General features: G+C 67.1%; 25 protein-coding genes and 1 tRNA gene. 18 read left to right on the forward strand and 8 right to left on the reverse strand.

The window, feature by feature from the left end; translation table 11 throughout:
- Window positions 1-32 precede the first annotated feature (32 nt).
- Entirely contained in the window at window positions 33-836 is an 804-nt protein-coding gene (locus IXW21_RS08575) for a TrmH family RNA methyltransferase (RefSeq protein WP_194763851.1), read from the forward strand.
- A 31-nt stretch (window positions 837-867) separates the two neighbouring features.
- Here IXW21_RS08575 and IXW21_RS08580 read toward each other — a convergent pair whose 3' ends face one another.
- Window positions 868-1,695: an SGNH/GDSL hydrolase family protein gene (locus IXW21_RS08580; protein WP_194763852.1), complete on the reverse strand. Its 828-nt coding sequence runs from the start codon at window positions 1,693-1,695 to the stop codon at window positions 868-870.
- A 146-nt stretch (window positions 1,696-1,841) separates the two neighbouring features.
- On the opposite strand from IXW21_RS08580, the gene IXW21_RS08585 reads away from it, so the two are divergent.
- Both IXW21_RS08585 and IXW21_RS08590 read left to right on the forward strand, forming a co-directional pair.
- The gene (locus IXW21_RS08585) at window positions 1,842-3,584 is read left to right on the forward strand and encodes a DEAD/DEAH box helicase (protein WP_194763853.1); all 1,743 of its coding nucleotides are present in this window, start codon (window positions 1,842-1,844) and stop codon (window positions 3,582-3,584) included.
- 146 nt (window positions 3,585-3,730) lie between these two features.
- Window positions 3,731-4,831, forward strand: coding sequence for a VIT1/CCC1 transporter family protein (locus IXW21_RS08590; RefSeq protein ID WP_194763854.1), 1,101 nt, complete (start codon window positions 3,731-3,733; stop codon window positions 4,829-4,831).
- 75 nt (window positions 4,832-4,906) lie between these two features.
- Here IXW21_RS08590 and IXW21_RS08595 read toward each other — a convergent pair.
- Window positions 4,907-4,989, reverse strand: a tRNA-Leu gene (locus IXW21_RS08595).
- Window positions 4,990-5,102: 113 nt separating this feature from the next.
- Here IXW21_RS08595 and IXW21_RS08600 point away from each other — a divergent pair.
- Both IXW21_RS08600 and IXW21_RS08605 read left to right on the forward strand, forming a co-directional pair.
- The gene (locus IXW21_RS08600) at window positions 5,103-6,398 is read left to right on the forward strand and encodes a M20/M25/M40 family metallo-hydrolase (RefSeq protein ID WP_194763855.1); all 1,296 of its coding nucleotides are present in this window, start codon (window positions 5,103-5,105) and stop codon (window positions 6,396-6,398) included.
- 46 nt (window positions 6,399-6,444) lie between these two features.
- On the forward strand, window positions 6,445-7,269 hold the full coding sequence (locus IXW21_RS08605; RefSeq protein ID WP_194763856.1) for an undecaprenyl-diphosphate phosphatase: 825 nt from the start codon (window positions 6,445-6,447) through the stop codon (window positions 7,267-7,269).
- Between the two features lie 105 nt (window positions 7,270-7,374).
- Here IXW21_RS08605 and IXW21_RS08610 read toward each other — a convergent pair whose 3' ends face one another.
- Entirely contained in the window at window positions 7,375-8,223 is an 849-nt protein-coding gene (locus tag IXW21_RS08610; protein ID WP_194763857.1) for a PAC2 family protein, read from the reverse strand.
- A 91-nt stretch (window positions 8,224-8,314) separates the two neighbouring features.
- On the opposite strand from IXW21_RS08610, the gene IXW21_RS08615 reads away from it, so the two are divergent.
- Genes IXW21_RS08615 through lnt form a run of 9 tightly spaced genes read left to right on the forward strand, consistent with a single transcriptional unit; the run spans window position 8,315 to window position 18,066 of the window.
- Window positions 8,315-8,998 (forward strand): HAD family phosphatase, encoded by a 684-nt coding sequence (locus tag IXW21_RS08615; protein ID WP_323742199.1) that lies wholly within the window; start codon window positions 8,315-8,317, stop codon window positions 8,996-8,998.
- The gene (locus tag IXW21_RS08620) at window positions 8,995-10,059 is read left to right on the forward strand and encodes a tRNA (adenine-N1)-methyltransferase (RefSeq protein ID WP_194763858.1); all 1,065 of its coding nucleotides are present in this window, start codon (window positions 8,995-8,997) and stop codon (window positions 10,057-10,059) included. The genes IXW21_RS08615 and IXW21_RS08620 overlap by 4 nt, the downstream gene beginning before the upstream one ends.
- Before the next feature lie 10 nt (window positions 10,060-10,069).
- Window positions 10,070-10,981: a hypothetical protein gene (locus tag IXW21_RS08625; RefSeq protein WP_194763859.1), complete on the forward strand. Its 912-nt coding sequence runs from the start codon at window positions 10,070-10,072 to the stop codon at window positions 10,979-10,981.
- Window positions 10,981-11,970 (forward strand): helix-turn-helix transcriptional regulator, encoded by a 990-nt coding sequence (locus tag IXW21_RS08630; RefSeq protein ID WP_194763860.1) that lies wholly within the window; start codon window positions 10,981-10,983, stop codon window positions 11,968-11,970. Before IXW21_RS08625 ends, IXW21_RS08630 begins: the two co-directional genes overlap by 1 nt.
- Window positions 11,970-12,959 (forward strand): helix-turn-helix transcriptional regulator, encoded by a 990-nt coding sequence (locus tag IXW21_RS08635; protein WP_194763861.1) that lies wholly within the window; start codon window positions 11,970-11,972, stop codon window positions 12,957-12,959. Before IXW21_RS08630 ends, IXW21_RS08635 begins: the two co-directional genes overlap by 1 nt.
- Before the next feature lie 26 nt (window positions 12,960-12,985).
- Window positions 12,986-13,246 carry a Sec-independent protein translocase subunit TatA gene (tatA, locus tag IXW21_RS08640; protein WP_194763862.1) on the forward strand — a complete coding sequence of 87 codons (261 nt, stop codon included), beginning with the start codon at window positions 12,986-12,988 and terminating at the stop codon, window positions 13,244-13,246.
- Between the two features lie 54 nt (window positions 13,247-13,300).
- Entirely contained in the window at window positions 13,301-14,059 is a 759-nt protein-coding gene (gene tatC, locus IXW21_RS08645) for a twin-arginine translocase subunit TatC (RefSeq protein WP_194764036.1), read from the forward strand.
- Window positions 14,056-16,530 carry a DEAD/DEAH box helicase gene (locus IXW21_RS08650; protein ID WP_194763863.1) on the forward strand — a complete coding sequence of 825 codons (2,475 nt, stop codon included), beginning with the start codon at window positions 14,056-14,058 and terminating at the stop codon, window positions 16,528-16,530. Before tatC ends, IXW21_RS08650 begins: the two co-directional genes overlap by 4 nt.
- A 12-nt stretch (window positions 16,531-16,542) precedes the next feature.
- Complete coding sequence (gene lnt / locus IXW21_RS08655) at window positions 16,543-18,066, forward strand: apolipoprotein N-acyltransferase (protein ID WP_194763864.1); 1,524 nt, start codon at window positions 16,543-16,545, stop codon at window positions 18,064-18,066.
- Here the strand turns inward: lnt and IXW21_RS08660 are convergent, their stop codons facing one another.
- The 4 genes from IXW21_RS08660 to IXW21_RS08675 form a co-directional block, all read right to left on the reverse strand.
- Window positions 18,067-18,450 (reverse strand): RNA polymerase-binding protein RbpA, encoded by a 384-nt coding sequence (locus IXW21_RS08660; RefSeq protein WP_194763865.1) that lies wholly within the window; start codon window positions 18,448-18,450, stop codon window positions 18,067-18,069.
- A gap of 126 nt (window positions 18,451-18,576) precedes the next feature.
- Complete coding sequence (locus IXW21_RS08665; protein WP_194763866.1) at window positions 18,577-19,350, reverse strand: glycerophosphodiester phosphodiesterase family protein; 774 nt, start codon at window positions 19,348-19,350, stop codon at window positions 18,577-18,579.
- Window positions 19,347-20,279, reverse strand: a complete 933-nt coding sequence (locus tag IXW21_RS08670) for an SPFH domain-containing protein (RefSeq protein ID WP_194763867.1) — start codon at window positions 20,277-20,279, stop codon at window positions 19,347-19,349. The genes IXW21_RS08665 and IXW21_RS08670 overlap by 4 nt, the downstream gene beginning before the upstream one ends.
- 9 nt (window positions 20,280-20,288) lie before the next feature.
- A complete protein-coding gene (locus IXW21_RS08675) occupies window positions 20,289-20,762 on the reverse strand; it encodes an NfeD family protein (RefSeq protein WP_194763868.1) in 474 nt (157 codons plus the stop codon).
- A gap of 120 nt (window positions 20,763-20,882) precedes the next feature.
- On the opposite strand from IXW21_RS08675, the gene IXW21_RS08680 reads away from it, so the two are divergent.
- The gene (locus tag IXW21_RS08680; RefSeq protein WP_194763869.1) at window positions 20,883-21,647 is read left to right on the forward strand and encodes an SDR family oxidoreductase; all 765 of its coding nucleotides are present in this window, start codon (window positions 20,883-20,885) and stop codon (window positions 21,645-21,647) included.
- Between the two features lie 60 nt (window positions 21,648-21,707).
- Here IXW21_RS08680 and IXW21_RS08685 read toward each other — a convergent pair whose 3' ends face one another.
- Window positions 21,708-22,277: an HdeD family acid-resistance protein gene (locus IXW21_RS08685; RefSeq protein WP_194763870.1), complete on the reverse strand. Its 570-nt coding sequence runs from the start codon at window positions 22,275-22,277 to the stop codon at window positions 21,708-21,710.
- Between the two features lie 181 nt (window positions 22,278-22,458).
- Here IXW21_RS08685 and IXW21_RS08690 point away from each other — a divergent pair, with 181 nt between their 5' ends.
- From IXW21_RS08690 to IXW21_RS08700, 3 genes are read left to right on the forward strand one after another with little or no spacing between them, the layout of a single operon-like run.
- Window positions 22,459-22,857 carry a helix-turn-helix transcriptional regulator gene (locus IXW21_RS08690; protein ID WP_194764037.1) on the forward strand — a complete coding sequence of 133 codons (399 nt, stop codon included), beginning with the start codon at window positions 22,459-22,461 and terminating at the stop codon, window positions 22,855-22,857.
- A 4-nt stretch (window positions 22,858-22,861) separates the two neighbouring features.
- A complete protein-coding gene (locus IXW21_RS08695) occupies window positions 22,862-23,272 on the forward strand; it encodes a VOC family protein (RefSeq protein WP_194763871.1) in 411 nt (136 codons plus the stop codon).
- Window positions 23,273-23,297: 25 nt separating this feature from the next.
- Window positions 23,298-25,646, forward strand: a complete 2,349-nt coding sequence (locus IXW21_RS08700; protein ID WP_194763872.1) for an ATP-binding cassette domain-containing protein — start codon at window positions 23,298-23,300, stop codon at window positions 25,644-25,646.
- The last annotated feature ends 6 nt before the right edge of the window (window positions 25,647-25,652 follow it).

The following is a 25,652-nucleotide window of genomic DNA, read 5'->3' on the forward strand; positions in this document are numbered from 1 at the left end:
TGGGCGACGCGGGCGATGGCAGACTGGGGCGCGTGGAACTGCTGCGCGTGACGAATCCGGACGATCGACGACTCGACGACTATCGAGCGCTGACCGACACGGCGCTCCGCACGGTGAAGGACCCGGCCGGAGGGCTGTACATCGCCGAATCGACGAAGGTGATCGCGCGCGCGGTCGCGGCGGGGCATCGCCCGCGCTCGGTCCTCGTGCAGGAGCGCCGCATCGAGGACATCGACGCGATCGTGGGTGATCTCGATGTGCCGGTGTACGTGGTCCCTGACGAGGTCGCCGAAGCGGTCACGGGTTTCGCCGTGCACCGCGGCACGATCGCATCGATGCACCGCCCAGAGCTCCCGAGCGTGCGCGAAGTGATCGACGGAGCGACGCTCGTGATGATCCTGGAGAACGTCGGCGATCACACGAATGTCGGCGCGGCCTTCCGCGCAGCCGCCGGTCTCGGAGCGGACGCGGTGCTCGTGTCGCCAGGGGGAGCGGACCCTCTCTACCGACGCAGCGTCCGCGTGAGCATGGGAACGGTCTTCCAGGTGCCGTGGACCCGCATCCTGGACTGGGAATCGGCGGTCTCAGACCTCCACGCGGCCCACTTCGACATCGCGGCTCTGGCCCTCAGCGACGAGGCCGTGACGCTCGACGCCTATGTCGCGAACCGCCCCGAGCGCGTCGCCGTCGTCATGGGGTCGGAGGGCGACGGCCTCTCTCGCACGGCGCTCGAGAACGCCGACACGGTCGTGACGATCCCCATGTCCGGGGGAGTGGACTCGCTCAACGTCGCTTCCGCGGCGGCTGTGGCGCTGTGGGCGCTCGGAGCGCGCTGACCCACTGAACAGCTGTCTGCCCGCGGTGCCGTCAGTCGAGGTCGGGGAAAACGACGGGTGAGGGCTCGGGCCGCTTGGCCATGATGTGGTCACCCGAGGACTGATGGCGCAATCGTCGCAGCACCCAGGGCACGAGGTGCTCACGTGCCCACCCCAGATCCTCGGAGCGAGCCTCTCGCCATGTGCGGATCGGGAGCGACTCGGGCTGCATGGACTCGAGGTCGTTCGGCACGTTGAGCGCGCGCAGCACCATGCGCGCGACCTCATGATGACCGAGCGAGTTGTAGTGCAAACGGTCGTCGTCGAAGAACCGCATGTCCTGAACCGTCTTCAGCGCCCACTGATCGGCGACGATGCAGTCGTGGCGATCTGCGATGGCTCGCACGTTCTCGTTGTAGATCGCCACCTTGCCGCGGAACGGTCGGAAGACCGGGGTGAATGCAGTGTCGACGCCGGTGAAGAGCACTATCGCCGCACCGGTCGACGACAGGCGTGCGACGGCATCTTCGAGTTGGACGGCTATGGCATCCGGGTCGGTGCCGGGGCGGATCACGTCGTTTCCGCCGGCGCAGATCGAGATGAGGTCGGGGTGCAGTGCGACCGCCGGCTCGATCTGGTCGTGCACGATCTGTGAGATGAGCTTGCCACGCACCGCGAGGTTGGCGTAGGCGAAGTCGTCGACCTGCTGCGACAGGACCTCGGCCACCCGATCGGCCCAGCCCCGATGGCTCCCGGGGTGTGAGGGATCGGGGTCTCCGATGCCCTCGGTGAACGAGTCGCCGATCGCGACGAAGCGTCGCCACGGGTGCGGACTCTCATTGTCGAGATGCGGGGTCCGGGTCGAATCCTGGTCGGTCATCCAGCTCTCCTTCGCGAACGTGCGCGGCGCATCGATGGTGGCGGCGCACCGGAAGAGCCTACTCGTGCGGCGCATCGAAGGGCGAGGCCGAGCACGCCGCGCCGACGGGGCGCCGAGTGTCCGTGGCAGCGATTATCGTGGAGTCGATGCTTTCTCCGTCCTTTCCTCAGCGCGCCCCCTGGGGAACCGCGAACAAGCTGCGCGCGTGGCAGCAGGAGGCTCTGGAGCAGTACTTCGAGGCCGACCAACGTGACTTCCTCGTGGCTGCGACACCCGGCGCCGGAAAGACGACCTTCGCACTGACCCTGGCCGTCGAACTCATGCGCATGGGCGAAGTCAACCGCATCATCGTGGTCGCGCCGACCGAGCATCTCAAGACTCAGTGGGCCGATGCCGCGGCGCGCGTGCACATCCGACTCGACCCGCGCTTCCGCAACAGCGACTGGGCTCCGGCTCGCCATTATCACGGCGCTGTCGTCACGTATGCGCAGGTGGCGGCGAAATCCTCGGTGCATCGACACCTCACGGAGGATGCCCGCACGCTGGTCGTGCTCGACGAGGTGCATCACGGCGGCGACGCGCTCAGCTGGGGTGACGCGATCCGGGACGCCTACGGACCAGCCAAGCGGCGCCTCCTGCTGTCGGGCACACCGTTCCGTAGCGACACCGCCCCGATCCCGTTCGTCGAGTACCACCCCGACGATTCGGGGGCGCGCATCTCGCGGACGGACTACAACTACGGTTACGGGCGCGCTCTCGCCGACGGCGTCGTGCGACCGGTTCTGTTCCACATGTACGCCGGCAAGATGCGGTGGCGCACGAGCACGGGTGACGAACTGGAGACGCACCTCGGTCAGGACAACACGAAGGACGTCACCTCGCAGGCATGGCGCACGGCACTCGACCCCGAGGGCGAGTGGATGCCGGCGGTGCTCTCCGCGGCGGATCGTCGGCTCAGTGAGATCCGGCACCATGTGCCGGATGCCGGTGGGCTCGTGCTCGCGACCGACCAGACCGTCGCCCGCGCGTATGCGAAGATCCTGCACAGCATCACCGGTCAGCAGCCCACGGTCGTGCTGTCGGACGACGCGACAGCCTCCGAGCGCATCGAGAAGTTCAGCGCCGGCGATGCGCGGTGGATGGTCGCGGTGAGGATGGTGTCCGAGGGCGTCGATGTCCCTCGGCTCGCGGTCGGCGTGTATGCCACGTCGTCGTCGACGCCGCTGTTCTTCGCGCAGGCCATCGGACGATTCGTGCGGGCGCGACGCCGCGGAGAAGCCGCGAGTGTGTTCCTCCCACAGGTCCCCGTGCTCATGGGCCTCGCGAACGAGATGGACAAGCAGCGCGACCACGCGCTCGACAGGCAGTCCAAAGACGACGACGGTCTCGAGGATTCGCTGCTCGAGAGCGCGAACCGCGAGGATGATGCGTCCGACGCGCTGACTCAGGAGTTCAGCTACCAGGCTCTGTCGTCCGTCGCGCACTTCGATCGTGTCGTGTTCGAAGGGCAGGAATTCGGTCAGCTCGCCGAGCCCGGGACACCGGAGGAGGAGGAGTTCATCGGTTTCCCCGGGCTCCTCGAGCCGGAGCATGTCCACGAACTCCTCATGCAGCGTCAGGCCCGGCAATCGCGGCTCCGCGAGGCGCGAGAGGCGACGGCGTCGCCCACGGAGACGACGACTCTCCCCGCCCCACTGCACCGGACGCTCAAAGAGCAGCGTCAACTGCTCAACAGCCTCGTCGGCCTGTACGCGCGGCAGAAGGGCGAGCCGCACGGTGCCGTTCATGCAGAGCTCCGTCGCATCTGCGGAGGCCCGGCGGTCGCGCAGGCCACGGTCACGCAGCTGCAGGCCCGCATCGAGGTGCTGCGCAAGCGCGTACGGTCCTGAGACGCGGACGATCCGTCGTCTGAGACACCGCTGTTCGGAGGCCCGAAATCCTGGCAATCCCGGTCTCGACACAACCCGTCGCGACGACCGCGGCTAGCGTTTAAGGGTCGCCCCGCGCCTCGGGGCCCAGTACCCAGGAGTATCGAATGACAGCCCCCGCTGCCACTGCGGAACCGACTGCCGCCGACCGCCGCCGCTGGGCGCGCTACCTCGTCGAGGAGCGCGCCGAAGGCACCGTCTATCAGCGACTCGCTCAGCGTCGCACCGGTGAGGAGCAGCAGATCCTGCTGAGCCTCGCCGACGCCGAGCGTCGCCACGAGCAGCACTGGCTCGATCTGCTCGGTGCTGAGCCGGCGCGTCTGCCCCGCGCCGGCATCCGTTCACGTCTGCTCGGCTGGATGGCGGGTCGTTTCGGATCGATCTTCGTGCTCGCTCTCGCGCAGAGCGCCGAGGCGCGGTCGCCGTACGACTCGGAACAGTACGCGACCCCCGCCATGCGTGCCGACGAGAAGGTGCACTACGAGGTCGTGAGGGGACTCGCCGCACGCGGCAGGCGACGGCTCTCCGGCTCGTTCCGCGCGGCCGTGTTCGGCGCCAACGACGGCCTCGTCAGCAACCTCGCGCTGGTGCTCGGCATCGGGGCCACCGGGGTCAGCTCGGGCTTCGTCCTCTTCAGCGGTGTCGCAGGCCTTCTCGCCGGTGCGCTGTCGATGGGGGCGGGGGAGTTCGTCTCGGTCCGCTCGCAGCGCGAGCTGCTCGCAGCCACGGAGGCGAATGAGGATGCGGCGGCGTCGGCTGCCGACCTCGACATCGATGAGAACGAGCTCGCGCTCGTCTACCGCGCGCGAGGCATCGAACAGGCCGAGGCCCTCGAGCGGGCCCGTCGCATCGTGGCGGCGGCTCGTGCCGGCGTGGAGCGGACCGCGACCGGGCCGGTGAACGTGCATCCGGGCTCCGACCACGAGATCGTCGGGAGCGATTGGACGGCGGCGCTCTCGAGCTTCCTGCTCTTCGCCTCCGGCGCGATCATCCCCGTCCTGCCGTGGATCTTCGGACTGGAGGGCACCGCCGCGGTGATCGTCGCGCTCGTGCTCGTCGGTGTCGCGCTGCTCACGACCGGCGCGATGGTCGGCATCCTGTCGGGCGGGCCGCCTCTGCGTCGTGCGCTCCGTCAGCTGGCGATCGGGTTCGGCGCGGCAGCGATCACCTACGGTCTCGGGCTCCTGTTCGGGGTCGGGGCCGTCTAGAAGTCGCGGCCCCGCCTCGGGCGGGCGGAACGAAGAAAGGCTCCGGAACCAGTGGTTCCGGAGCCTTTTATGCTGTGCGCGGAGGGGGACTTGAACCCCCACGCCCTTACGGGCACTACGACCTCAACGTAGCGCGTCTACCATTCCGCCACCCGCGCAGGTGTTGGATGTTCGTTGCCGAACGAAGATTTACATTAGCACGCGCTTCAGCCCACCCCGAAACCGAGCGCGTTTCCCGGGCGCGCCACGGCATTTCGATAGCCTGGTCAGCATGACCGAACCGTCCCTTCCCGAAGTGGTGCGCATCGCGCAGGACCTGATCCGCTTCGACACCTCGAACTTCGGCGGCGGCAACGCCAAGGGTGAGCGCGAGGCCGCCGAGTACGTGGGGGCGTACCTGCAGGGACTCGGCCTGGAAGTCGAGTACTACGAGCCGATCGAGCGCCGCACGAACGTCATGGCGCGGGTGCGCGGTCGTGATTCCCAGAAGTCCGCCCTGGTCGTGCACGGGCACCTCGACGTCGTGCCTGCGATGGCGGAGGACTGGACGGTCGACCCCTTCGCAGGTGAAGTGCGTGACGGGATGCTGTGGGGTCGTGGCGCTGTCGACATGAAGAACATGAACGCGATGATCCTCACAGCCGTGGCCGACATCCTGCGTGCCGGCGAGCAGCCCGCGCGCGACCTCGTGCTGGCGTTCTTCGCGGACGAGGAGAACGGGGGAGTGGAGGGTTCGGCGCTCGTCGTGCAGAACCGCCCGGAATGGTTCGCCGGTGCCACAGAAGCGATCAGCGAGGTGGGCGGATACTCGATCACCGTCGACGACCGTCGCGCGTACCTGCTGCAGGTGGGCGAGAAGGCCCTGATCTGGATCCGCCTCGTCGCGAAAGGGCGGGCAGGACACGGCAGCCGTCTGCACGACGACAACGCCGTCACCACGCTCGCCGAGGCTGTGGCCGCCATCGGACGCACCCGCTGGCCCCTGCGCCTCACAGCCACCACAGAGGCTCTGCTGCGTGGCCTGAGTGACCTCACGGGACGGTCCATCGATGATCCGGATGCTCTCGCCGCGGCCGCGGGTCCCGCAGAGGCTTTTCTGCGGTCGTCGTTCCGCACGACCACCAATCCCACGGCCCTCACGGCCGGCTACAAGCACAACGTCATCCCGGAGCGGGCGGAGGCTCTGATCGACGTGCGTGTCATCCCCGGGACGGAGGATGACGTGCTGGCGGAGCTGCAGCAGATCGTCGGCGATGAGATCGAGATCGAGATCGTGGTGCGCGATATCGGCATGGAGACGCCGTTCGAAGGCGCCCTCGTCGAGGCGATGGTGGCGAGTCTGGGCCGCCACGACCCCGGGGTGCCCGTGATCCCGTACCTGTTGGGCGCGGGCACCGACAACAAGGCTCTCGCCTCTCTGAACATCACCGGGTACGGGTTCGCTCCGCTCCGCCTTCCCGCCGATCTGGACTTCACGGGCATGTTCCACGGAGTCGACGAGCGGGTACCCGTAGAATCGCTTGTCTTCGGCCAGCGGGTGCTGGCCGATCTGCTGCGCACGTACTGAGCCCCGGGATCCGCCTGCGCAGCCCCACTACCGAGAAGGCCCATCCATGCACCTGTTCGAAGCGCTCATCCTCGGAATCGTCCAGGGACTCACCGAGTTCCTTCCGATCTCCTCCAGCGCGCATCTGCGCATCCTCGGAACGTTCCTTCCCTCCGGCGAAGACCCCGGTGCGGCGTTCACGGCGATCACGCAGATCGGCACGGAGGCCGCCGTCGTGGTCTTCTTCTGGCGCGACATCGTCCGGATCATCGCACAGTGGTTCCGCTCGCTGACAGGCAGGGTTCCTCGCACCGATCCCGATGCCCGCATGGGGTGGATGATCATCATCGGCAGCATCCCGATCGTCGTTCTCGGTCTGCTGTTCCAGGACCAGATCGAGACCGTCTTCCGGTCCCTGTGGATCGTCGCGATCATGCTGATCGTCTTCGGCATCCTGCTCGGCATCGCCGACCACGTCGGCGCCAAGCGCCGTAAGCTCGACCAGCTCACGTACCCGCACGGCGTCGCGTACGGATTCGCGCAGGCACTCGCGCTGATCCCGGGCGTCTCGCGCTCGGGCGGGACCATCACGATGGGCCTGTTCCTCGGCTACGAGCGTGCCGCCGCGGCACGCTATGCTTTCCTCCTCGCCATCCCGGCCGTGTTCGGCAGCGGCTTCTACCAGCTGTTCAAGAGCTGGGACGAGCCCTCGTTCTTCTCCTTCGGCGACACGCTCGCCGCGACGGGCATCGCCTTCGTCGTCGCACTCGGCGTGATCGCTTTCTTCATGAACTACATCTCGAAGCGGAGCTTCCTGCCGTTCGTGATCTACCGCATCCTGCTCGGCACCGTGCTGCTGGTGCTACTCGGCACCGGCGTGATCGCGGCCTGACACGGGACCGAACTCAGACCCGGGATCACGCACGAGACCCACCTGTGGGAGGTGGGTCTCAGAGCGGAGCGGCGGCCTCGAGACACGAGGCGCGCGACCGCCGGCTCAGCGCTTGTGGTCGCTCGGGCCGTCGCCGCGCCGGCGCAGGTAGCGCTCGAACGCCTGGGCGATCGCGTCGCCGGATGCATCCGGGGAGTCCCACGTGTCCCTGGTCTGCTCGAGCTGGCGGATGTACTCCGCCATGTCCTCGTCGTCGGCCGCGGCGGCATCGATCGATGCCTCCCACGCGGCGGCCTCGGTGCGCAGATTGCTGTTCGCGACCACGACTCCGGTCAGCTCCTCCAAGCGGTCGAGGAGCGCCAACGTGACCTTCGGCGAGGGGGTGGCGGATGCCACGTAGTGCGGCACGCTCGCCCAGAGACTCGCCGTCGGGATCCCCGCGCTCTCGGCGAAATGCTCGAAGACGCTGAGGATGCCCACGGGACCCTCATACATCGAGCGCTCGAGGCCATGGGCCTCGCGCACCTGGTCGTTCTGACTCGAGGCGAAGATCGAGATCGGCCGTGTGTGCGGCACATCCGAGAGCATCGCGCCCAGCGTGACGAGGCCGGTGACGTCGTCGCGCAGTGCGATGTCGATGAACTCCGCGGCGAAGGACTGCCAGGTCCGCGCCGGCTCCACGCCGGTGAGCACCCAGAATTCGGGCCCCGGTCCGGGATTGCGCGGACGCCAGAGACCGGCCTCGGGCCAGGTGAGCCGACGGCGCCCCTCGGCATCCATCTTCGTCGCGGGTCGCGTGTACTGGTAGTCGAAGTACAGCTCCGGATCGACCGAATGGACGAGGTCGTAGTCCGTATTCGCGCGCAGCGCCGCGACCGCGCCGCTCGCCGCCTCTCCGGCATCGTTCCAGCCATCGAAGGCGGCGATGACGATGCGTGAACCGAGAACATCCATCGGGGTCTCCCTTCGTGGTCGCCGGAACCCTATCCCTCCAGGCTAGCCCGCCCGGACGGGGAGCGGGCGCAGCCACGGGTAACATGGTTCGGTGAGCAGACAGCCCCGCGCGATCCTCTGGGACATGGACGGAACCCTCGTCGACACGGAACCGTACTGGATGGCCGCCGAGACCTCGCTGGTCGAATCCTTCGGGGGAACCTGGACGCACGAGGATGCTCTGCAACTCGTCGGCAACGGGCTGATCGACAGCGCGATCATCCTGCAGAACGCCGGTGTCGACATGGAGGCCGAGGCGATCATCTCCCTGCTCACCGACGGGGTGCAGCATGCGCTCAGAACGCAGGGCATCCCCTTCCGCCCCGGCGCGCGGGAACTGTTGCAGAGCCTCCGCAGAGTCGGCATACCGACGGGGCTCGTGACGATGTCACTGCGCCGGATGGCCCTCGGGGTCGTCGACCTCATGGAGTTCGAGGCGTTCGACATCGTCGTCGCGGGCGACGACGTCACGAACCCGAAACCGCACCCCGAGCCCTACCTGCATGCCGCGTCGCTGCTCGAGATCGACATCGCGGACGCCGTGGTGATCGAGGACTCCCCGACGGGGCTGCGCGCGGGACTCGCGGCGGGCGCCGTCGCGCTCGGCGTGCCGCACATCGTGTCTCTCGATCATGTCGGGGCCCACGAGCTCTGGCCCACCCTCGAAGGCCGAACCGCGGCCGACCTGATCGATCTCTTCGACCGCCAGGCATCTACGACCGGAGCCACCCGATGACCGACGCCACCGCGCCGACCGAGAAGACCGCGCCGAACGCTCCGACCGAGAGCGGCGCGTCGAGGCCGAGCGGCCCGTTTCGAGCGGGGGATCGCGTGCAGCTCACGGGGCCGAAGGGCCGTCTGCACACCGTCACCCTCCGCGAAGACGGCGAGTTGCACACCCACCAGGGCGTGCTCCGTCACCGCGACCTCATCGGACTGCCCGACGGCTCCGTCGTGCCGAACAGCTCGGGCCACGATTACCTGGCGCTTCGGCCTCTGCTTCGGGACTTCGCCATGTCGATGCCCCGCGGTGCGGCCATCGTCTATCCGAAGGATGCCGCGCAGATCGTGATGCAGGCGGACATCTTCCCGGGGGCGGTTGTGGTCGAGGCCGGCGTGGGGTCCGGAGCACTGTCGCTGTCGCTGCTGCGAGCGATCGGCCCGGCCGGTCGTCTGGTGTCCTTCGAGCGCAGGGACGACTTCGCCGAGGTCGCCCGCGGCAACGTCGAGACCTTCTTCGGCGAGATGCCTGACACCTGGAACGTCGTCGTCGGCGATCTCGCCGAGGCGCTGCCTTCGGAGTTCCCGTCGGGCTCCGTCGACCGGGTCGTGCTCGACATGCTGGCTCCCTGGGAGTGCATGGACGTGGTGGCCGAGGCTCTCACGCCGGGTGGCGTCGTCCTCTGCTACGTCGCGACAGCGACTCAGCTCTCACGTGTGGCCGAGTACATTCGCGGTACCGGACTCTTCACCGACCCCGACGCATCCGAGACCATGGTCCGCGGATGGCACGTCGAGGGGCTCGCCGTGCGACCCGATCACCGCATGGTCGCTCACACCGGCTTCCTGTTGACCGCACGCCGGCTCGCTCCGGGTGCGATCGCACCGTCTGTGAAGCGCCGAGCGTCGAAGAGCAGCTACGGCGACGACGACGTCGAGCTCTGGACACCGGGCGCGGTGGGCGATCGGGTGATCAACGACAAGAATCTGCGCAAGCGAGCTCGCGAGGCGGCGAAGGCGGCGGAAGGCGCGCGCATCGCAGCGGCATCGCGCGAATCCGACGTCACGACGGAATAGACTGGAGCGCGTGCGTAAAACGTCCGCCGTTCTGGCCACTCTCAGCCTCGCCGTCCTCGCTCTGACCGGGTGCACTGCGGCACCGACGTTCGCCGGCGCGGCCTGCGATCGCTCGGGTTCGTCGAGCGTCGCTGACTCCGTGACGGTCGAGGGTGACCTCGGTGAGACTCCCGACGTCACGGTGTTCACCCCGGTGAAGTCATCGTCCACCTCGTTCTCCGATGCGGTCGTCGGCGACGGCGAGGCGCTGACGACCTCGGTCCAGCCCCTGGTGCTCGACATCACGTTCTACGGCGGCGACAGCGGCGACAAGCTCTACGAGTCGGAGTACAACGGCGACCTCAGCCGCGTGCACAACATCGCCTACTGGGCCCAGCGGTCGCCGGGTCTCGAGTCGGTTCTCGAGTGTGCGACCGGCGGTACGCGCACCGTCGCCGTCCTGACGCCCGAGGACTTCGGCGAGACCAACGTCGAGGCGTTCGGGCTTGCTGACGGTGAGAACGTCGTCGCGGTCATCGATGTCCTCGACGTGCACCTTGCCAAGGCCGAGGGAGCCTCGCGGTTCAACGACGCGCGCGGTCTCCCGACGGTGGTGCGTGCTCCCGACGGAACCCCCGGAATCATCATCCCCGACAGCGCCGCTCCGACCTCGACGATCACGCAGACGCTGATCGAGGGCGACGGAGCGGAAGTCGAGAAGGACTCGGTCGTCGTGACGAACATCATGGCCGTCGGGTGGGACGACAAGACCGTCGTCTCGAGCACCTGGGGTGCGGAGCCCAACATCGGCATCGCAGCCGCGGAACTCGTCGGCGCGACCGTCGGCTCTCAGTTGCTCGTCGTGGCGCCCGGGGCCGAGGGGGCTTCTGCGACCGCCATCGTCGTCGACATCCTGGGGACCGTTCCCGTTCCGGAGCAGTGATGGCGACCCGGATTCCCGCGGAGGAGCGCCTGACGAATCTCGTCGTGGCGCTCATGGCCACGGAGATCGGGTTGACCAAGCAGCAGATCCTCGACAACGTCTCGGGATACCGCCAGCGCGCGGATGCCGGCGCGAGGTCGGATGCGCTCGAGAAGATGTTCGAGCGTGACAAGGACGAGCTTCGCACGCTCGGGGTGCCCGTCGAGACCATCGGCGATCTCGCAGATCCGAACGACCTGCGAGAGGCTCGCTACCGTATTCCGCAGGCGGAATATGACCTCCCGGACGACATCGTCTTCTCTCCGGCGGAACTGGCTGTGCTGCAGCTGGCCGGAAGCGTGTGGAGCGCAGAGTCCGCCTCGGGCGACGCCAAGGCCGGCGTCCGGAAGATCCGAGCCCTCGGTATCGACGGCGATGAGCCCATCATCGGCTTCGCGCCGCGCATCACAGCACGGGATGCCGCATTTCCCCAGCTGCAAGAGGCGATCGAGAAGTGCCGGGTGGTCGTCTTCGACTACCTCAAGCCCGGCGAGCAGACACCGCGCCGGAGAAGCATCCGTCCGCTCGCGCTCGTCGACTATGAGGCACGCTGGCATGTCTACGGCGTCGACGTCGACATCGAGGCCGACCGCATGTTCCTGCTCAGTCGTATCGTCGGTGACGTGCGCGTGACCGCGACGTCGTTCGACGCCGATCTTCGAGAGGGAGCGGGGGAGCGAGCTCTGTCCGGCCTCGAGAAGGTGGCGGCTCAGAACGCCGCACTGCTCGAGGTCACTCCCGGGACCGAGGCGGCCCTGCGGCTCGGGCGCCGAGCCGCGCCCGCGAAACAGGGCATCCAGGTGCCCTTCGTCGACCTGCACATCCTCGCCGACGAGCTCGCCTCTTACGGCCCTGAGGTTCGCGTCGTCGAGCCGGCCGCGCTGCGCGACGCGGTGATCGCCAGGCTCACCGCCGTCGTCGCCGCGAACTCCGATCAGGAGGATTCCTGATGAGTGCTCAGTCGAAGCCGCTGTTGGCCTCGGATCGTGTTCGGGTCTACCTCACGCTCGTGCCCTATCTGCTCGAACTCGGTCAGGTGTCGCTCGCTGAAGCCGCGGAGGAGTTCGGGGTGACCCCGAGCGAGATGCGTCAGATGGTCGAGAAGCTCACCGTCATCGGGCTGCCCGGTGACGCCGGTTTCTGGCAGCAGCCGCAGGAACTGTTCGACATCAACTGGGATCTCCTCGATCAGGAAGACATCATCGAGATCACGAATGACGTCGCGCTTCGGCGAGTGCCGAGGTTCACCGCTCGGGAAGCAGCGGCTCTGCTGGCCGGACTCCAGATGGTTGCGGCCGTGCCCGCGGTCTCGGACTCGGGACTCGTCAGTGGCCTGATCTCGAAGCTCTCCCGAGGTGCGGCGGATGCGCCCGCGGAGGTCGTGGTCGCGCCGAGCGCGGTCGACGAGGTGCGGCAGGTGGTCTCGCAGGCGGTTCAGCAGGGCGTCGCCGTCGCTTTCACATATCAGGCTCCTGATGCGGCGCCGACCACGCGCACCGTCGACCCCGTGCAGATCCTGATCACCAACGCGCAGTGGTACCTGCAGGGCTGGTGCCACATGCGCGAGGCCATGCGCACCTTCCACCTCGACCGCGTGAGTGACGCCCGCCTCACCGACATCCCGATCACGCACGCCGGCGATCAGGTGCCGGAGGCCTTCAGCGCGATCGATGAGGAAGGCGAGGTTCGTGTGCGGCTCCCCGAGCGAGTCGCTCCACTCCTCGGCGACTTCCTCAGCTCGGACGACATGGTCATCGAGGACGGCATCGTCACGGCGAGACTGCGACTTGCGGATCCTCGGGGGATCAAACGCTTCGCCGGACGATTCGGGTGCGCTCTCGACGTGGTCGAGCCCGCCATCGCTCGCGCTGCCGCCCGGGAGTGGGCTGCGGCAGGACTCGCCCTCTACCGTGACCCGGACCAGGGCGACGCCGGTTAGACTCTAGAAAACGACGAAGGAGAATCATGGGCGCTTTCGGTTGGCCACATCTGCTGATCATCCTCGCCGTCATCCTGCTGCTTTTCGGCGCGGCGAAGCTGCCGGCGCTGGCCAAGAGCCTCGGTCAGTCCGCCCGGGTCTTCAAGGGCGAGATGAAGGCTATGAAGAACGACGACGCTTCGGACGAGACGAACAAGGACGCTGCGGCACCGCAGCAGTCCGTCGCTCCGGAGACGACGGTGACGGCTCGCGACTCCGACCCGGGTCAGCCTCCTCGATCCGCCTGATCCGTGTCGGCTCTGGATTCCGCCGACCGACAGGCGCCGAGCCGCGACAAGCGGATGTCGCTCGGATCGCACCTGATCGAGCTCCGCAAGCGTCTGGTGTTCGCTGCGGCTGCTCTGGTGGTCGGCATGATCATCGCCTTCATCGTCACAGGGCCGATCATCGATCTTCTCTCGATCCCGATTCGCACGATCGCCGAGCAGCAGGGCAAAGAGTATGTCGGGCTCAACTTCACCACCGTGACGAGCGGGTTCGATCTGCGGATGCGCATCGCCTTCGCGATCGGTCTCTTGATCTCGGCGCCCGTCTGGCTCTGGCAGATCTGGGCGTTCATCATGCCTGGCCTCACGAAGAAGGAGACCCAGTACACCTGGGGGTTCCTCGGCGCGGCGATTCCCCTCTTCTTCGGCGGGTGCACGGTCGCGTTCTTCGTGCTGCCGCACGTGATCGAGATCATGGCGGGGTTCGTCCCGCAGGGCATGGCGCAGTTCTTCGACTATTCGGCGTACTACGACTTCGTGTTCAAATTCCTCCTCGTGGTCGGCATCGCCTTCGTGCTTCCCGTGTTCCTCGTCGCGCTCAACCTTGCGGGGGTGGTCTCGGGCAAGGAGATCCTGAAGGGATGGCGTGTCGCGATCCTCGTGTGCACGCTGTTCGCCGCGGTGACCACGCCGCCCGCCGATGTGTTCTCGATGCTGCTGCTCATGGGCGCGATGATCGTGCTCTACTTCGCGGCGACGCTGGTCTCGATGCTCTTCGACCGTCGTAAGCGCAGACTCGACAGTGCCGCGGGCGTCGTGCCCGACGCCGCATGAGTTCTCCGTCCGAGCGGTATGCGGCGGCCCGCGCCGCTGCCGGCAACCCGGAGACCGCCGCATTCGCGGCGAAGCAGCGGTTCGAGCTCGATCCGTTCCAGATCGAGGGGTGCCACGCGCTCGAGCGCGGGAACAGCGTTCTCGTGGCAGCCCCCACCGGTGCCGGCAAGACCATCGTGGGTGAGTTCGCGATTCATCTGGCGATGCAGACGCCGCGCGACAAGGCGTTCTACACGACCCCGATGAAAGCGCTGTCGAACCAGAAGTTCCGCGAGCTCGTCGACGTCTACGGGCCCGACGACGTGGGATTGCTCACCGGTGACACGAACATCAACGGCAACGCTCGCATCGTCGTGATGACCACCGAAGTCCTGCGCAACATGATCTATGCCGACTCCGCGGCCCTGCGTGATCTGCGTTTCGTCGTGATGGACGAGGTCCACTACCTCGCCGATCGTTTCCGCGGCGCGGTGTGGGAAGAGGTCATCATCCATCTGCCGCAGCACGTGCGGCTCGTCTCGCTCAGCGCCACCGTCTCGAATGCAGAGGAGTTCGGCGACTGGCTCGACACCGTGCGAGGTGACACCGACGTCATCGTCTCGGAGATCCGCCCCGTTCCTCTCGAGCAGCATGTGCTCGTACGGGACGATCTGCTTCCGCTGTTCGACGATCGCGCAGGCCTCGCGACGGCCAAGGTGAACCAGGAGCTGATGCGCATCCGGTCGTTCACCGGCTCGAACTACGACAGCAACCGCGAGGCACAGGCCTACCGCAGCAATCGGCACGCCGGCAGGCAGGCCCCGCGGCCGCCGCGGGGCGGGCGCCGTGCTGTCCGCTCGGCCAACGTGCGCCGCATCGAACGACTCGATCGCCCGGACGTCATCCGGTTGCTGGAACGTGCGAATCTGCTGCCCGCCATCTTCTTCATCTTCAGCCGCGTCGGATGCGATGCGGCGGTCCAGCAGGTCCGTCGATCGGGTCTCCGCCTCACCTCCCACGAGGAGCGCGAGGAGATCCGGGCGATCGTCGAAGAACGCACCCGCACTCTGCAGGAGGAGGACCTCGGAGTCCTCGGTTACTGGGAGTGGCTCGACAATCTCGAGCGCGGTGTGGCCGCGCATCATGCCGGCCTCCTGCCGGCATTCAAGGAGGTCGTCGAGGAGCTCTATCAGCGAAAGCTCGTCAAGGTGGTCTTCGCCACCGAGACGCTGGCTCTCGGAATCAACATGCCCGCGCGGACCGTGGTGCTCGAGAAGATGGAGAAGTTCAACGGGGAAGCCCGCGTCGCCATCACCTCGGGCGAGTACACGCAGCTGACCGGCCGTGCCGGACGCCGCGGAATCGATGTCGAGGGACACGCTGTGGTGCAGTGGACCGAGGGCATGGACCCGCAGGCGGTCGCCGCCCTGGCATCTCGTCGCACGTATCCTCTGAACTCGAGCTTCAGACCGACCTACAACATGGCTGTGAACCTCATCGACCTGTTCGGCAAGCCGCGCGCGCGTGAGGTTCTCGAATCGTCGTTCGCGCAGTTCCAGGCTGACCGAGCGGTGGTCGGTCTCGCGCGTCAGGTGCGCGAGGCCGAGGTGTCCCTCGAGGGCTATGCGGCCTCCATGGTCTGCGAGCACGGTGACTTCATGGACTACGCGGCCATCCGTCGCGAGCTCAGCGATCTCGAGAAGAAGAACCGTCAGGACTCGAACGCTCCGCGCGTGGCGCGGGAGAAGCGACTGAAGCAGATCCAGAATCTGCGCACGAGGATGCAGCGGCACGGATGCCATCGCTGTCCCGATCGGGAGGCGCACGCGCGCTGGGCCGAGCGCTACTGGAAGCTGAAGCGGCAGACGGATCGCATCCGCCGTCAGATCGGGAACCGCACGGGCACCGTCGCTCGTGTGTTCGATCGCGTGGTCGAGGTGCTGGAGACGCTGGACTACCTGCACCGGGACGGCAGCGAGATGTCGCTCACGGCGGCCGGACGCACGATGCGCAGGATCTACGGCGAGCGTGACCTCCTCATCGCGGAGTCTCTGCGCCAGGGGCTCTGGCAGGGCTTGGATGCGCCGTCGCTCGCCGCCATGGCGTGCTGTCTGGTCTACGAGCCCCGACGCGATGAGGCGAATTCGGGGGAGCGGGGTCTGCCTCGAGGAGCGTTCCGCAGCGCCTATGAGAAGACCACCACCCTGTGGGCGGAGCTGGACGATCTCGAGAAGGATCACCACCTGCCCGGCTCCGAGCCGCTGGCCGCCGGGCTCGCCGGGGCCATGCATTCGTGGGCCCGAGGGGCCTCGCTCGACAGAGTCCTCATCGACGCGGACATGGCGGCGGGGGACTTCGTCCGGTGGACCAAGCAGACGATCGATCTTCTGGACCAGCTCTCGATCGTCGCCGAGGACTCCGTGCTCGCGAGGAACGCACGTACCGCCCTCGACGGAGTGCGCCGCGGAATCGTCGCCTACTCCTCGATGTGAGAGACAGGGTCGATGACTGAGTCCCGCGCGCGTCAGCGCCCTCTTCTCCCGCTGTGGGCGGCCACCATCAGCGCAGCGCTCTCCGCGCTCCTCATGGATCTCGCCTACCCTGACGTGGCGATCTGGGGTCTCGCCTTCCCTGCGACGGCGTTGCTGCTCTTGAGCCTCATCGGGCGCCGCGCCGGGGGTGCGCTCCTGGTCGGAGCGGTCTACGGCGTGCTCTTCTTCGGTCTGTTGGTGTCATGGACCTCGCGATACCTCGGTCCCGTGCCGTGGGCCGCCCTGAGCGTCCTCGAGGGCGTGCTCACAGCCGCGGCGCTGATCCCGATCACGCTGGCGTACCGATGGATCCCGAAGGCCGTCCCCGGCCGCTGGGGGCGCTTCCTTCTGCTTCCGGCAGTCATCGCCGCCCTGTGGGTCGGTCGAGAGGTGTTCGTCGGCTCCTGGCCCTATGGCGGCTTTCCCTGGGCACGTCTCGGCATGAGCCAGGCCCAGAGTCCGCTCGCGCACGTCGTGTCATGGGTGGGCGTCAGCGGGCTCAGCTTCCTGATGGTGCTCCTCGTGGCGCTCGTCATCGAGATCGTCCGGACGAGGGCATGGCGGCGTCCGCTCGCGTGGGCCGCTCCCGCGCTGGTGGTCCTCGTACTGCTGCTGACGCCCCTGTTCCCCACGACGGCCACGGGCGCGATGCGGATCGCGGCGGTGCAGGGGAACGGACCCACCGGGTACTTCGACGAGCGTGAGCCCTACTCGGTGGTCCAGGCGCAGACCGAGGCGACGGCGCCTCTTGTAGGCGAGGACGTCGACCTTCTGGTGTGGCCCGAGGGTTCCCTCGACTACGATCCGTTCCAGTCGGAGGCGCTCGCGCGGCGGATGACGAATGTCGCGTCACGTATCGGGGCACCGCTTCTCGCCAACGCCGCGACGGAACGGGACGGACAGTTCTTCAACACCTCGATGCTCTGGACGGAGGACGCGACCGCCGACCAGATCCATGACAAGCGGCATCCGGTGCCGTTCGGCGAGTACGTCCCGGATCGTCCGTTCTTCAACGCTCTCGCCCCCGATCTCATCGGACTCCTGCAGCGCGATTACACTCCCGGAACCAACGCACCTGTCGTCGATGTCGACGGCGTGATCGTCGGCCTCGCCATCTGCTTCGACGTGATCTACGACGATGTCGTCCGAACGGGTGTCCAGGACGGCGCGCAGGTTCTGGTCTTCCAGACCAACAACGCCGATTTCCGCGGCACCGACGAGAACGTGCAGCAGCTCGCCTTCGCACGGATGCGTGCCATCGAGACCGGTCGCAGCGTCGTCAACGTCTCGACCGTCGGCACCAGCCAGATCATCCGAGCGGACGGATCCACCGTGTCGAGCCTGGACGCAGGTGAGGCCGGTGCGCTGCTCGAGGATGTCGAGCTTCGTACCGGCCTCACAGCGGGGGTCCTGCTGGGGTCCTGGGTGCAGCTGCTGCTGCTGTGGGGCGGGCTCGGCGCTCTTCTTATCGGGTGGTGGCGCGCCCGCCGACGCTGATCAGGCGCCGATCTTCTCGCGCGTCGGGTCTTCTCCCGCGCCACGGCGTGCGCGGATGAAGGCGAGCCGCTCTTCGAGCAGCTCTTCGAGTTCTGCCCGGGTACGACGCTCCATGAGCATGTCCCAGTGGGTGCGAGCCGCCTTGTCGTCCGTGGGCTCGAGCGTCACGGCCTGGCCGTCGACGTTGAGACGGGCGTCCGCGCCGCAGGCACGGCATTCCCAGGTCTGCGGCGGCTCTGCGTCAGCCGCGAACATCAGGTTCGTGACGTGGCCGCAGGTGTCACAGGTATAGGTGGTTTCACGGCGCTCCATGAAAACGACGCCCTCTTCGCTCTGTAGGCTCTGGGCGCCGAGTCGGATGCCGCGCAGGCTGCGATCTGCCATTGTGTGGTCCTCTCGTCGCTGTCAGGTATAACGCTCCAGCCTGTGCGCTTCATCCATACGGCGGCGTTCTCCGCCCTATTCACAGCGGAATCCCAGCGCGAACGCGTATGCACGGCGCGCCGGGCGTCAGCTGTGCAGGGCGGAGACGGCGAGATCGGCGCGGTCGGTCACGATGCCGTCGACCCCCTGAGCGAGAAGCCTGCGCATGTTCGCGATGTCGTTGACGGTCCAGACGTGGACCTCGGTGCCATGACGATGGGCGGCACGCAGGAGGGCCGGCGTCAGCACGCGCACCGGTCCCTGGCGTTCGGGAATCTGCAGCGCATCGATGCCCCGCAGAGTTCCGCCGACGGGCAGGCGCAGCGCTGAGCGAGCACGAACGGCTGCGATGGTCCTGCTGCCTCCGGATGTCGCCGGGGGCAGATCAGCGCCCGCGCGCAGGACCGCCGCGACAGTCGCTCTTCGATGTGAATCCGTGAAGCTGGTCACCAGCAGCCGTCGGGTGTGAGGGGCGAGGATCGCTCCGAGTGGTTCGGCGGCGTCGGATGTCTTGACGTCGATGTTGAAGCGGGTTCTCGGGAACGCGTCGATCGCGTCGGCCACCGTCAGCAGGCCGCCGTGGTCGGCGAAGATCGCGGCGAGCTCGCGGGTGGACACCTGGTCGACACGTCGCTCGTCGCCGGTCAGGCGTGTCAGCGTCGCGTCGTGGAACAGCACGACGTCGCCGGAGGCCGTCACTCGACAGTCCGTCTCGATGTACTCCGCTCCGGCCGCATGCGCGGCGGCGAATGCTGCCGCGGAGTTCTCCCAGACGCCGGAGTCTTCGCCCGCCGCGGTGATGAGCCCGCGGTGGGCGAAGACGCGAGGGCGTGCGGTCTTCTCGAAGTACGGGTGCGTCACGCGCCCGGACCCGGAGTGCCCGTAGGCGGCTGACCGGGCTTGGGAGTGAAGGCCGAGCCGATGCCCTTGAGGGCCTCGGTCAGCTCGCTCGGGATGATCCAGAGCTTGCTCGATGAGCTCTCGCTGATCTTGGGCAGCATCTGAAGGTACTGATACGCGAGGAGCTTGTCGTCGGGCTGCCCCTGGTGGATCGCCGTGAACACGTTCTGGATCGCCTCGGCCTCACCCTGCGCGCGGAGGACGGCGGCCTGCTTGTCACCCTCGGCCCGCAGGATCTCCGCCTGTCGACGGCCCTCGGCCTCGAGGATCTGGGATTGCTTCGAGCCCTCGGCGGTGAGGATCGCGGCGCGACGGTCACGCTCGGCACGCATCTGCTTCTCCATCGAGTCCTGGATCGAGACGGGCGGATCGATCGCCTTCAGCTCGACGCGACCGACACGGATGCCCCACTTGCCGGTCGCCTCGTCGAGGACGACACGGAGCTGGCCGTTGATGTTGTCACGACTGGTCAGCGCCTCTTCGAGGTTGAGTCCACCGACCACGTTGCGAAGCGTCGTCGTGGTGAGCTGTTCGACAGCGCCCAGGTAGTTGGCGATCTCGTACGTCGCGGCGCGAGCATCCGTCACCTGGAAGTAGACCACCGTGTCGATCGAGACCACGAGGTTGTCCTCGGTGATCACCGGCTGAGGCGGGAACGAGACGACCTGCTCGCGCATGTCGATGAGTGGACGCAATCGGTCGATGAAGGGAACCAGGATGTTCAGGCCCGGTGTGAGCGTCTTGTGGTACCGACCGAGGCGCTCGACCACTCCCGCCGTGGCCTGGGGGATGATGCGGATCGAGCGGGCCAGCGTGACCACCACGAAGATGATGATCGCGATGACGAGGATCCAGCCGATGGCTGCGGGGATGAACGAGGAGTCGTCCACGGGGTTCTCCTAGTCGTTGACGGGGCGGACGGTGGCGGTGGCGCCGTGGATCGCGATCACGGCGATCGGTGACCCTTGCGGGATCGGTACGGATCCGGCGGTGCGAGCGGTCCAGGTGTCGCCGTTGCTCAGCTTGGCCTGACCGGAGATCTGCGTGATGTCCTGCAGAGCGATGCCGCGCAGGTCGACGAGCGCATCGACGTTGGACTTCGTCGGGTCTTCACCGCGATGGAGACGCCTGATGAGCGGTGGTCGCAGGAAGAGGATGAAGAGCGCGGCGGCGGCGGCGGCGATGAGGACCTGCACCCAGACGGGGACGCCGACGAAATCGGTCACCAATCCGATCGCGCTGCCGAAGCTGAGCATGAGGAACGTGAAGTCGAGTGTCAGCATCTCGATCACGAGGAACAGGGCGATCAGAACGAGCCACCCGACCCACGCCCATTGGTCGATGAACTCGACGAATGTCGCGAAAGTGTCCATACGGCCTCCTTTGCGGTCAACCTATCACGCAGGCGGCGGCTCCTCCGGGCGCCGCGACGCCCGCTTGATAGTCTGAAAGGGCCGTGCGATCACGGCGCTTCACGTACTTGAGGAGTCACCGTGACCGACGTTCTTCCCGCAGGTTCTCTCGACGGCAAGGTCGCCCTTGTCACCGGTTCGTCGCGGGGGATCGGCGCCGACACTGTGCGGTACCTCGCTGAAGCCGGCGCCGACGTCGTCATCAACTACCGCAACAAGGCTCCGCGAGCCGAGAAGCTCGCCACTCAGCTTCGTGAGCTCGGTCGCCGTGTACTCGTCGTGGCGGCGGACCTCACGGACGCGGCATCTGTGGGCGAGATGTTCGAGGCGGTGAAGGCCGAGTTCGGTCGGCTCGACGTGCTGGTGCTGAACGCCTCCGGAGGCATGGAGTCCGGAATGGCCGCGGACTACGCCCTCACGCTCAATCGCGACGCCCAGCTCAACGTGCTCGACGCGGCGACTCCTCTGCTCTCCGAGGGTTCTCGTGTCGTCTTCGTGACCAGCCACCAGGCGCACTTCATCCGCACGACGCCGACGATGCCCGAATATGAGCCCGTGGCTCTGTCGAAGCGCGCCGGCGAGGATGCGCTGCGCGAGCGCATCCCTGCGCTGGCCGAGCAGGGGATCGGCTTCACGGTCGTCTCGGGCGACATGATCGAGGGAACGATCACGGCGACGCTTCTCGAGCGCGCGAATCCCGGCGCGATCGCCGAGCGACGCGAGTCGGCGGGCAAGCTGTACAACGTCTCGGAGTTCGCGGCCGAGGTCGCCCGTGCGGCCGTCGAAGAGGTTCCGGCCGACAACACCCGTCTCGTGGGCGACGTCAGCGGTTTCGCCGCCGAATGATCCTGAGATGACGAAGGCGCCCCGTCCGAACGGACGGGGCGCCTTCGTCATCTGTCGGCGTCAGATCGACTTCGACGCCTTGCCGATCGTGATCGCGCGCACGATCTGCACGATGCCGAGCACGACCAGGGAGATGCCGAACACGAGCCACAGCACCGCCGCGGCGTACAGCGGCGAGAAGAGCACGACGATACCGGCGATGATGCTCAGCAGTGCATAGAGCAGCGTCCAGACGCGCGAGCCGTCCTGACCGAGCAGGGTGAGCGAGACGACGCCGTCGACGATCCAGCTGATGCCGATGAAGATCACGACGACGAGTGCGAGCGTCGCGGCTGCGGCGCCGAGGTTGGCGAACGCGATGACGCCCGCGACGATGTAGAGCACGCCGAGCGCGATGTGACCGACGCGCGCCCATCCGCCCTTCTTGTGCGAGAAGATGCCGAGACCGATGTACACGAGACCGGCGATGACCAGGTATGTCGCGAAGATGCCGGTAACGATGACAGCGGACTTCACCGGCCACACGAGGAGCACGATGCCGGCGATCAGCGCGATGACGCCGGAGACGGCGAGCGTGATGCGGATGGACTTGAACAGTGACTTCGCCTCTGCGGCGATCGAATCAGACATGGGTGGGGAGCCTTTCTGAGAAATCCCTGTGAAGGGATGCTCACAGAGTAGCGCCCCGCGCGCGGGAGCGGGGGATGACGCTCGGTGATGGTCTCGCGGGGTCATCTCGCGACGTCCGCGGACATGGGACTATCTATCCGTGACACCTGACACCGACGCTCGCATCCGCGAGCTCATCACGATGCGGAAGGTCCGAGACCGCATCGACCGGGAGTACGCGAGGCCGCTCGACGTCGAAGCCCTCGCGCAGGGCGTGCACATGTCTGCCGGACACCTGAGCCGCTGTTTTCGTGAGGCGTACGGAGAGTCTCCGTACTCGTATCTGATGACGCGACGGATCGAACGAGCCATGGCTCTGCTGCGTCGAGGGGATCTGTCGGTGACCGAGGTCTGCTTCGAAGTGGGCAGTTCGTCGCTCGGCACCTTCAGCACGCGATTCACAGAGCTCGTCGGTGTCCCACCTGGGGTGTACCGTGAACGCGCCGCGAATGTCGACGGCATCCCGACGTTCCACGCCAAGCAGGTCATCAGACCGATCAGGAATCAAGAAGTGCCCCGCACTGACGCGAACCTCACCTGAACCCATGAAGATCAACATCCACTACGCATTCCTTCCGCACACCGACGCCGAAGCGGCACTCGGCTTCTACCGCGACGCCCTCGGCTTCGAGGTGCGCAACGACGTCGGATACGACGGACTCCGCTGGCTGACCGTGGGCCCCGAAGGGCAACCCGAGACGTCGATCGTCCTGCACCCGCCGGCAACGGATCCCGGCATCACCGACTCCGAGCGTCAGACGATCCTCGAACTGATCGCCAAGGGCAGCTACGGAGCGCTGACGCTCGCGAGCGACGATCTCGACGGCCTGTTCGAAAGACTGGTCGAGCAGGGCGCAGACGTGGTCCAGGAGCCCATGGACCAGCCGTACGGCGTGCGCGACTGCGCCTTCCGTGATCCCGCAGGCAACCTTCTCCGTATCAATCAGGCCGGCTGACCGGCCGCGAACTCAAGGACCCACAATGACTCACGTCGCCGACGGCCATGATCTGATCCGTGTTCAGGGAGCCCGCGAGAACAATCTGAAAGAGGTCAGCGTCGACATTCCGAAGCGGCGACTCACGGTGTTCACGGGCGTCTCCGGGTCGGGCAAGAGCTCGCTGGTCTTCGACACCATCGCCGCGGAGTCGCGGCGCATGATCGACGAGACGTACAGCGCGTTCGTGCAGGGCTTCATGCCCTCGGTGCCGCGACCCGACGTCGATGTGCTCGAGGGGCTGACGACGTCGATCATCGTCGATCAGGAGCGACTCGGAGCCAACCCGCGTTCCACGGTCGGCACGGTCACCGACGCGAACGCGATGCTGCGCATCCTGTTCAGCAAGCTCGGCCAGCCCTACATCGGGGGGCCGACGGCGTTCTCGTTCAACATCCCCACGCAGAAGGCGAGCGGCGTCATGACGGGGCCGAGCGGTGAGAAGAAGATCGTCAAGGACGCGATCTATCTCGGCGGCATGTGCCCGCGCTGCGAGGGCAGGGGAGCGGTCTCCGACCTGGACCTCGCTCAGATCGTCGACGAATCCAAGTCGCTCGACGAGGGCGCCATCATGGTGCCGGGATACACCGCCGACGGCTGGATGGTGAAGGGGTTCTCCGCCTCGGGCTTCTACCCGGCGGACAAGCCGGTCTCCTCCTTCTCCGAGAAGCAGAGGCAGCTGTTCCTCTACGGCGAAGTCACGAAGGTCAAGATCTCTGGCATCAACATGACGTACGAGGGCCTGATCCCCAAGATCACCAAATCGATGCTCTCGAAGGATCTCGATGCGCTGCAGCCGCATATCCGGGCCTTCGTCGAGCGCGTCGCCACCTTCGCGACCTGCCCCGAGTGCGACGGCACCCGACTGACCGAGGGCGCGCGCTCCTCGAAGATCGACGGGATCAGCATCGCCGACGCGTGCCGGATGCAGGTGACCGATCTCGCCGCGTGGGTGCGAGATCTCGAGCTTCCCGGCGCCGCACCGCTGCTCGAGGCGCTGAGCGCGAATCTCGACGCGTTCGTCACACTCGGACTCGGATACCTGAGTCTCGAGCGACCGTCGGGCACGCTGTCCGGGGGAGAGGCGCAGCGCATCAAGATGCTCCGTCACCTCGGTTCGTCGCTCACCGATGTGACCTACGTCTTCGACGAGCCCACGATCGGTCTGCACCCGCACGACATACAGCGCATGAACAGCCTGCTGCTGCGCCTGCGGGACAAGGGTAACACCGTGCTCGTCGTGGAGCACAAGCCCGAGACCATCGCGATCGGCGACCACGTCGTCGACCTCGGTCCCGGCGCCGGCAGTGCAGGTGGCGAGATCTGCTTCGAAGGCACCGTCGAGGGGCTGAAGGCCAGCGGTACGCGTACGGGAAGGCATCTCGACGACCGCGCTGCTCTCAAGCCCTCGGTGCGCGAGAGCGACGGAGCGATCGAGGTGCGCGGGGCCACGGCGAACAACCTCCGGGACGTGGACGTCGACATCCCCACCGGTGTCCTCACCGTCGTCACCGGCGTCGCAGGGTCGGGAAAGAGCTCGCTGATCCACGGATCGGTGTCGAAGCTCGAGGGCGTCGTCGCGATCGACCAGGGGGCGATCACGGGGTCACGCCGCAGCAACCCCGCCACCTACACAGGCCTGCTGGAGCCGATCCGCAAGGCTTTCGCGAAGGCCAACGGCGTCAAGCCGGCTCTCTTCAGCGCGAACTCCGAAGGTGCGTGCCCGACCTGCAAGGGCGCGGGCGTCATCATCACCGAGCTCGGGTTCATGGATACCATCGAGACGCCCTGCGAGGACTGCGGCGGCAAGCGCTTCCAGGCGGCCGTCCTCGAGTACACGCTCGCCGGCAAGGACATCACGCAGGTGCTGGATCTGCCGGTCTCTGAGGCTCGCGTCTTCTTCTCCGAGGGGGATGCCAAGCTTCCCGCCGCGGCGGCGATCCTCGGACGCCTCGAAGACGTCGGCCTCGGGTATCTCTCGCTCGGGCAGCCACTGTCGACGCTCTCCGGCGGAGAACGCCAGCGCATCAAGCTCGCCATCCAGATGGGGGAGAAGGGCGACACCTATGTGCTCGACGAGCCCACCACCGGTCTGCACCTGGCGGATGTGCAGAACATCCTCGGTCTGCTCGATCGACTCGTGGAGTCCGGGAAGACCGTGATCGTCATCGAGCACCACCAGGCAGTGATGGCGCACGCGGACTGGATCATCGACATCGGTCCGGGAGCCGGCCATGACGGCGGACGGGTAGTCTTCGAGGGAAGACCGGCGGACCTCGTGGCGGCGAAATCGACGGTGACGGGGGAGCACCTCGCGGCCTACGTGGGAGTGTAGGGCGTT

The sequence above is a fragment of the Microbacterium sp. UFMG61 genome (assembly GCF_015354505.1).
Classification (GTDB): domain Bacteria; phylum Actinomycetota; class Actinomycetes; order Actinomycetales; family Microbacteriaceae; genus Microbacterium.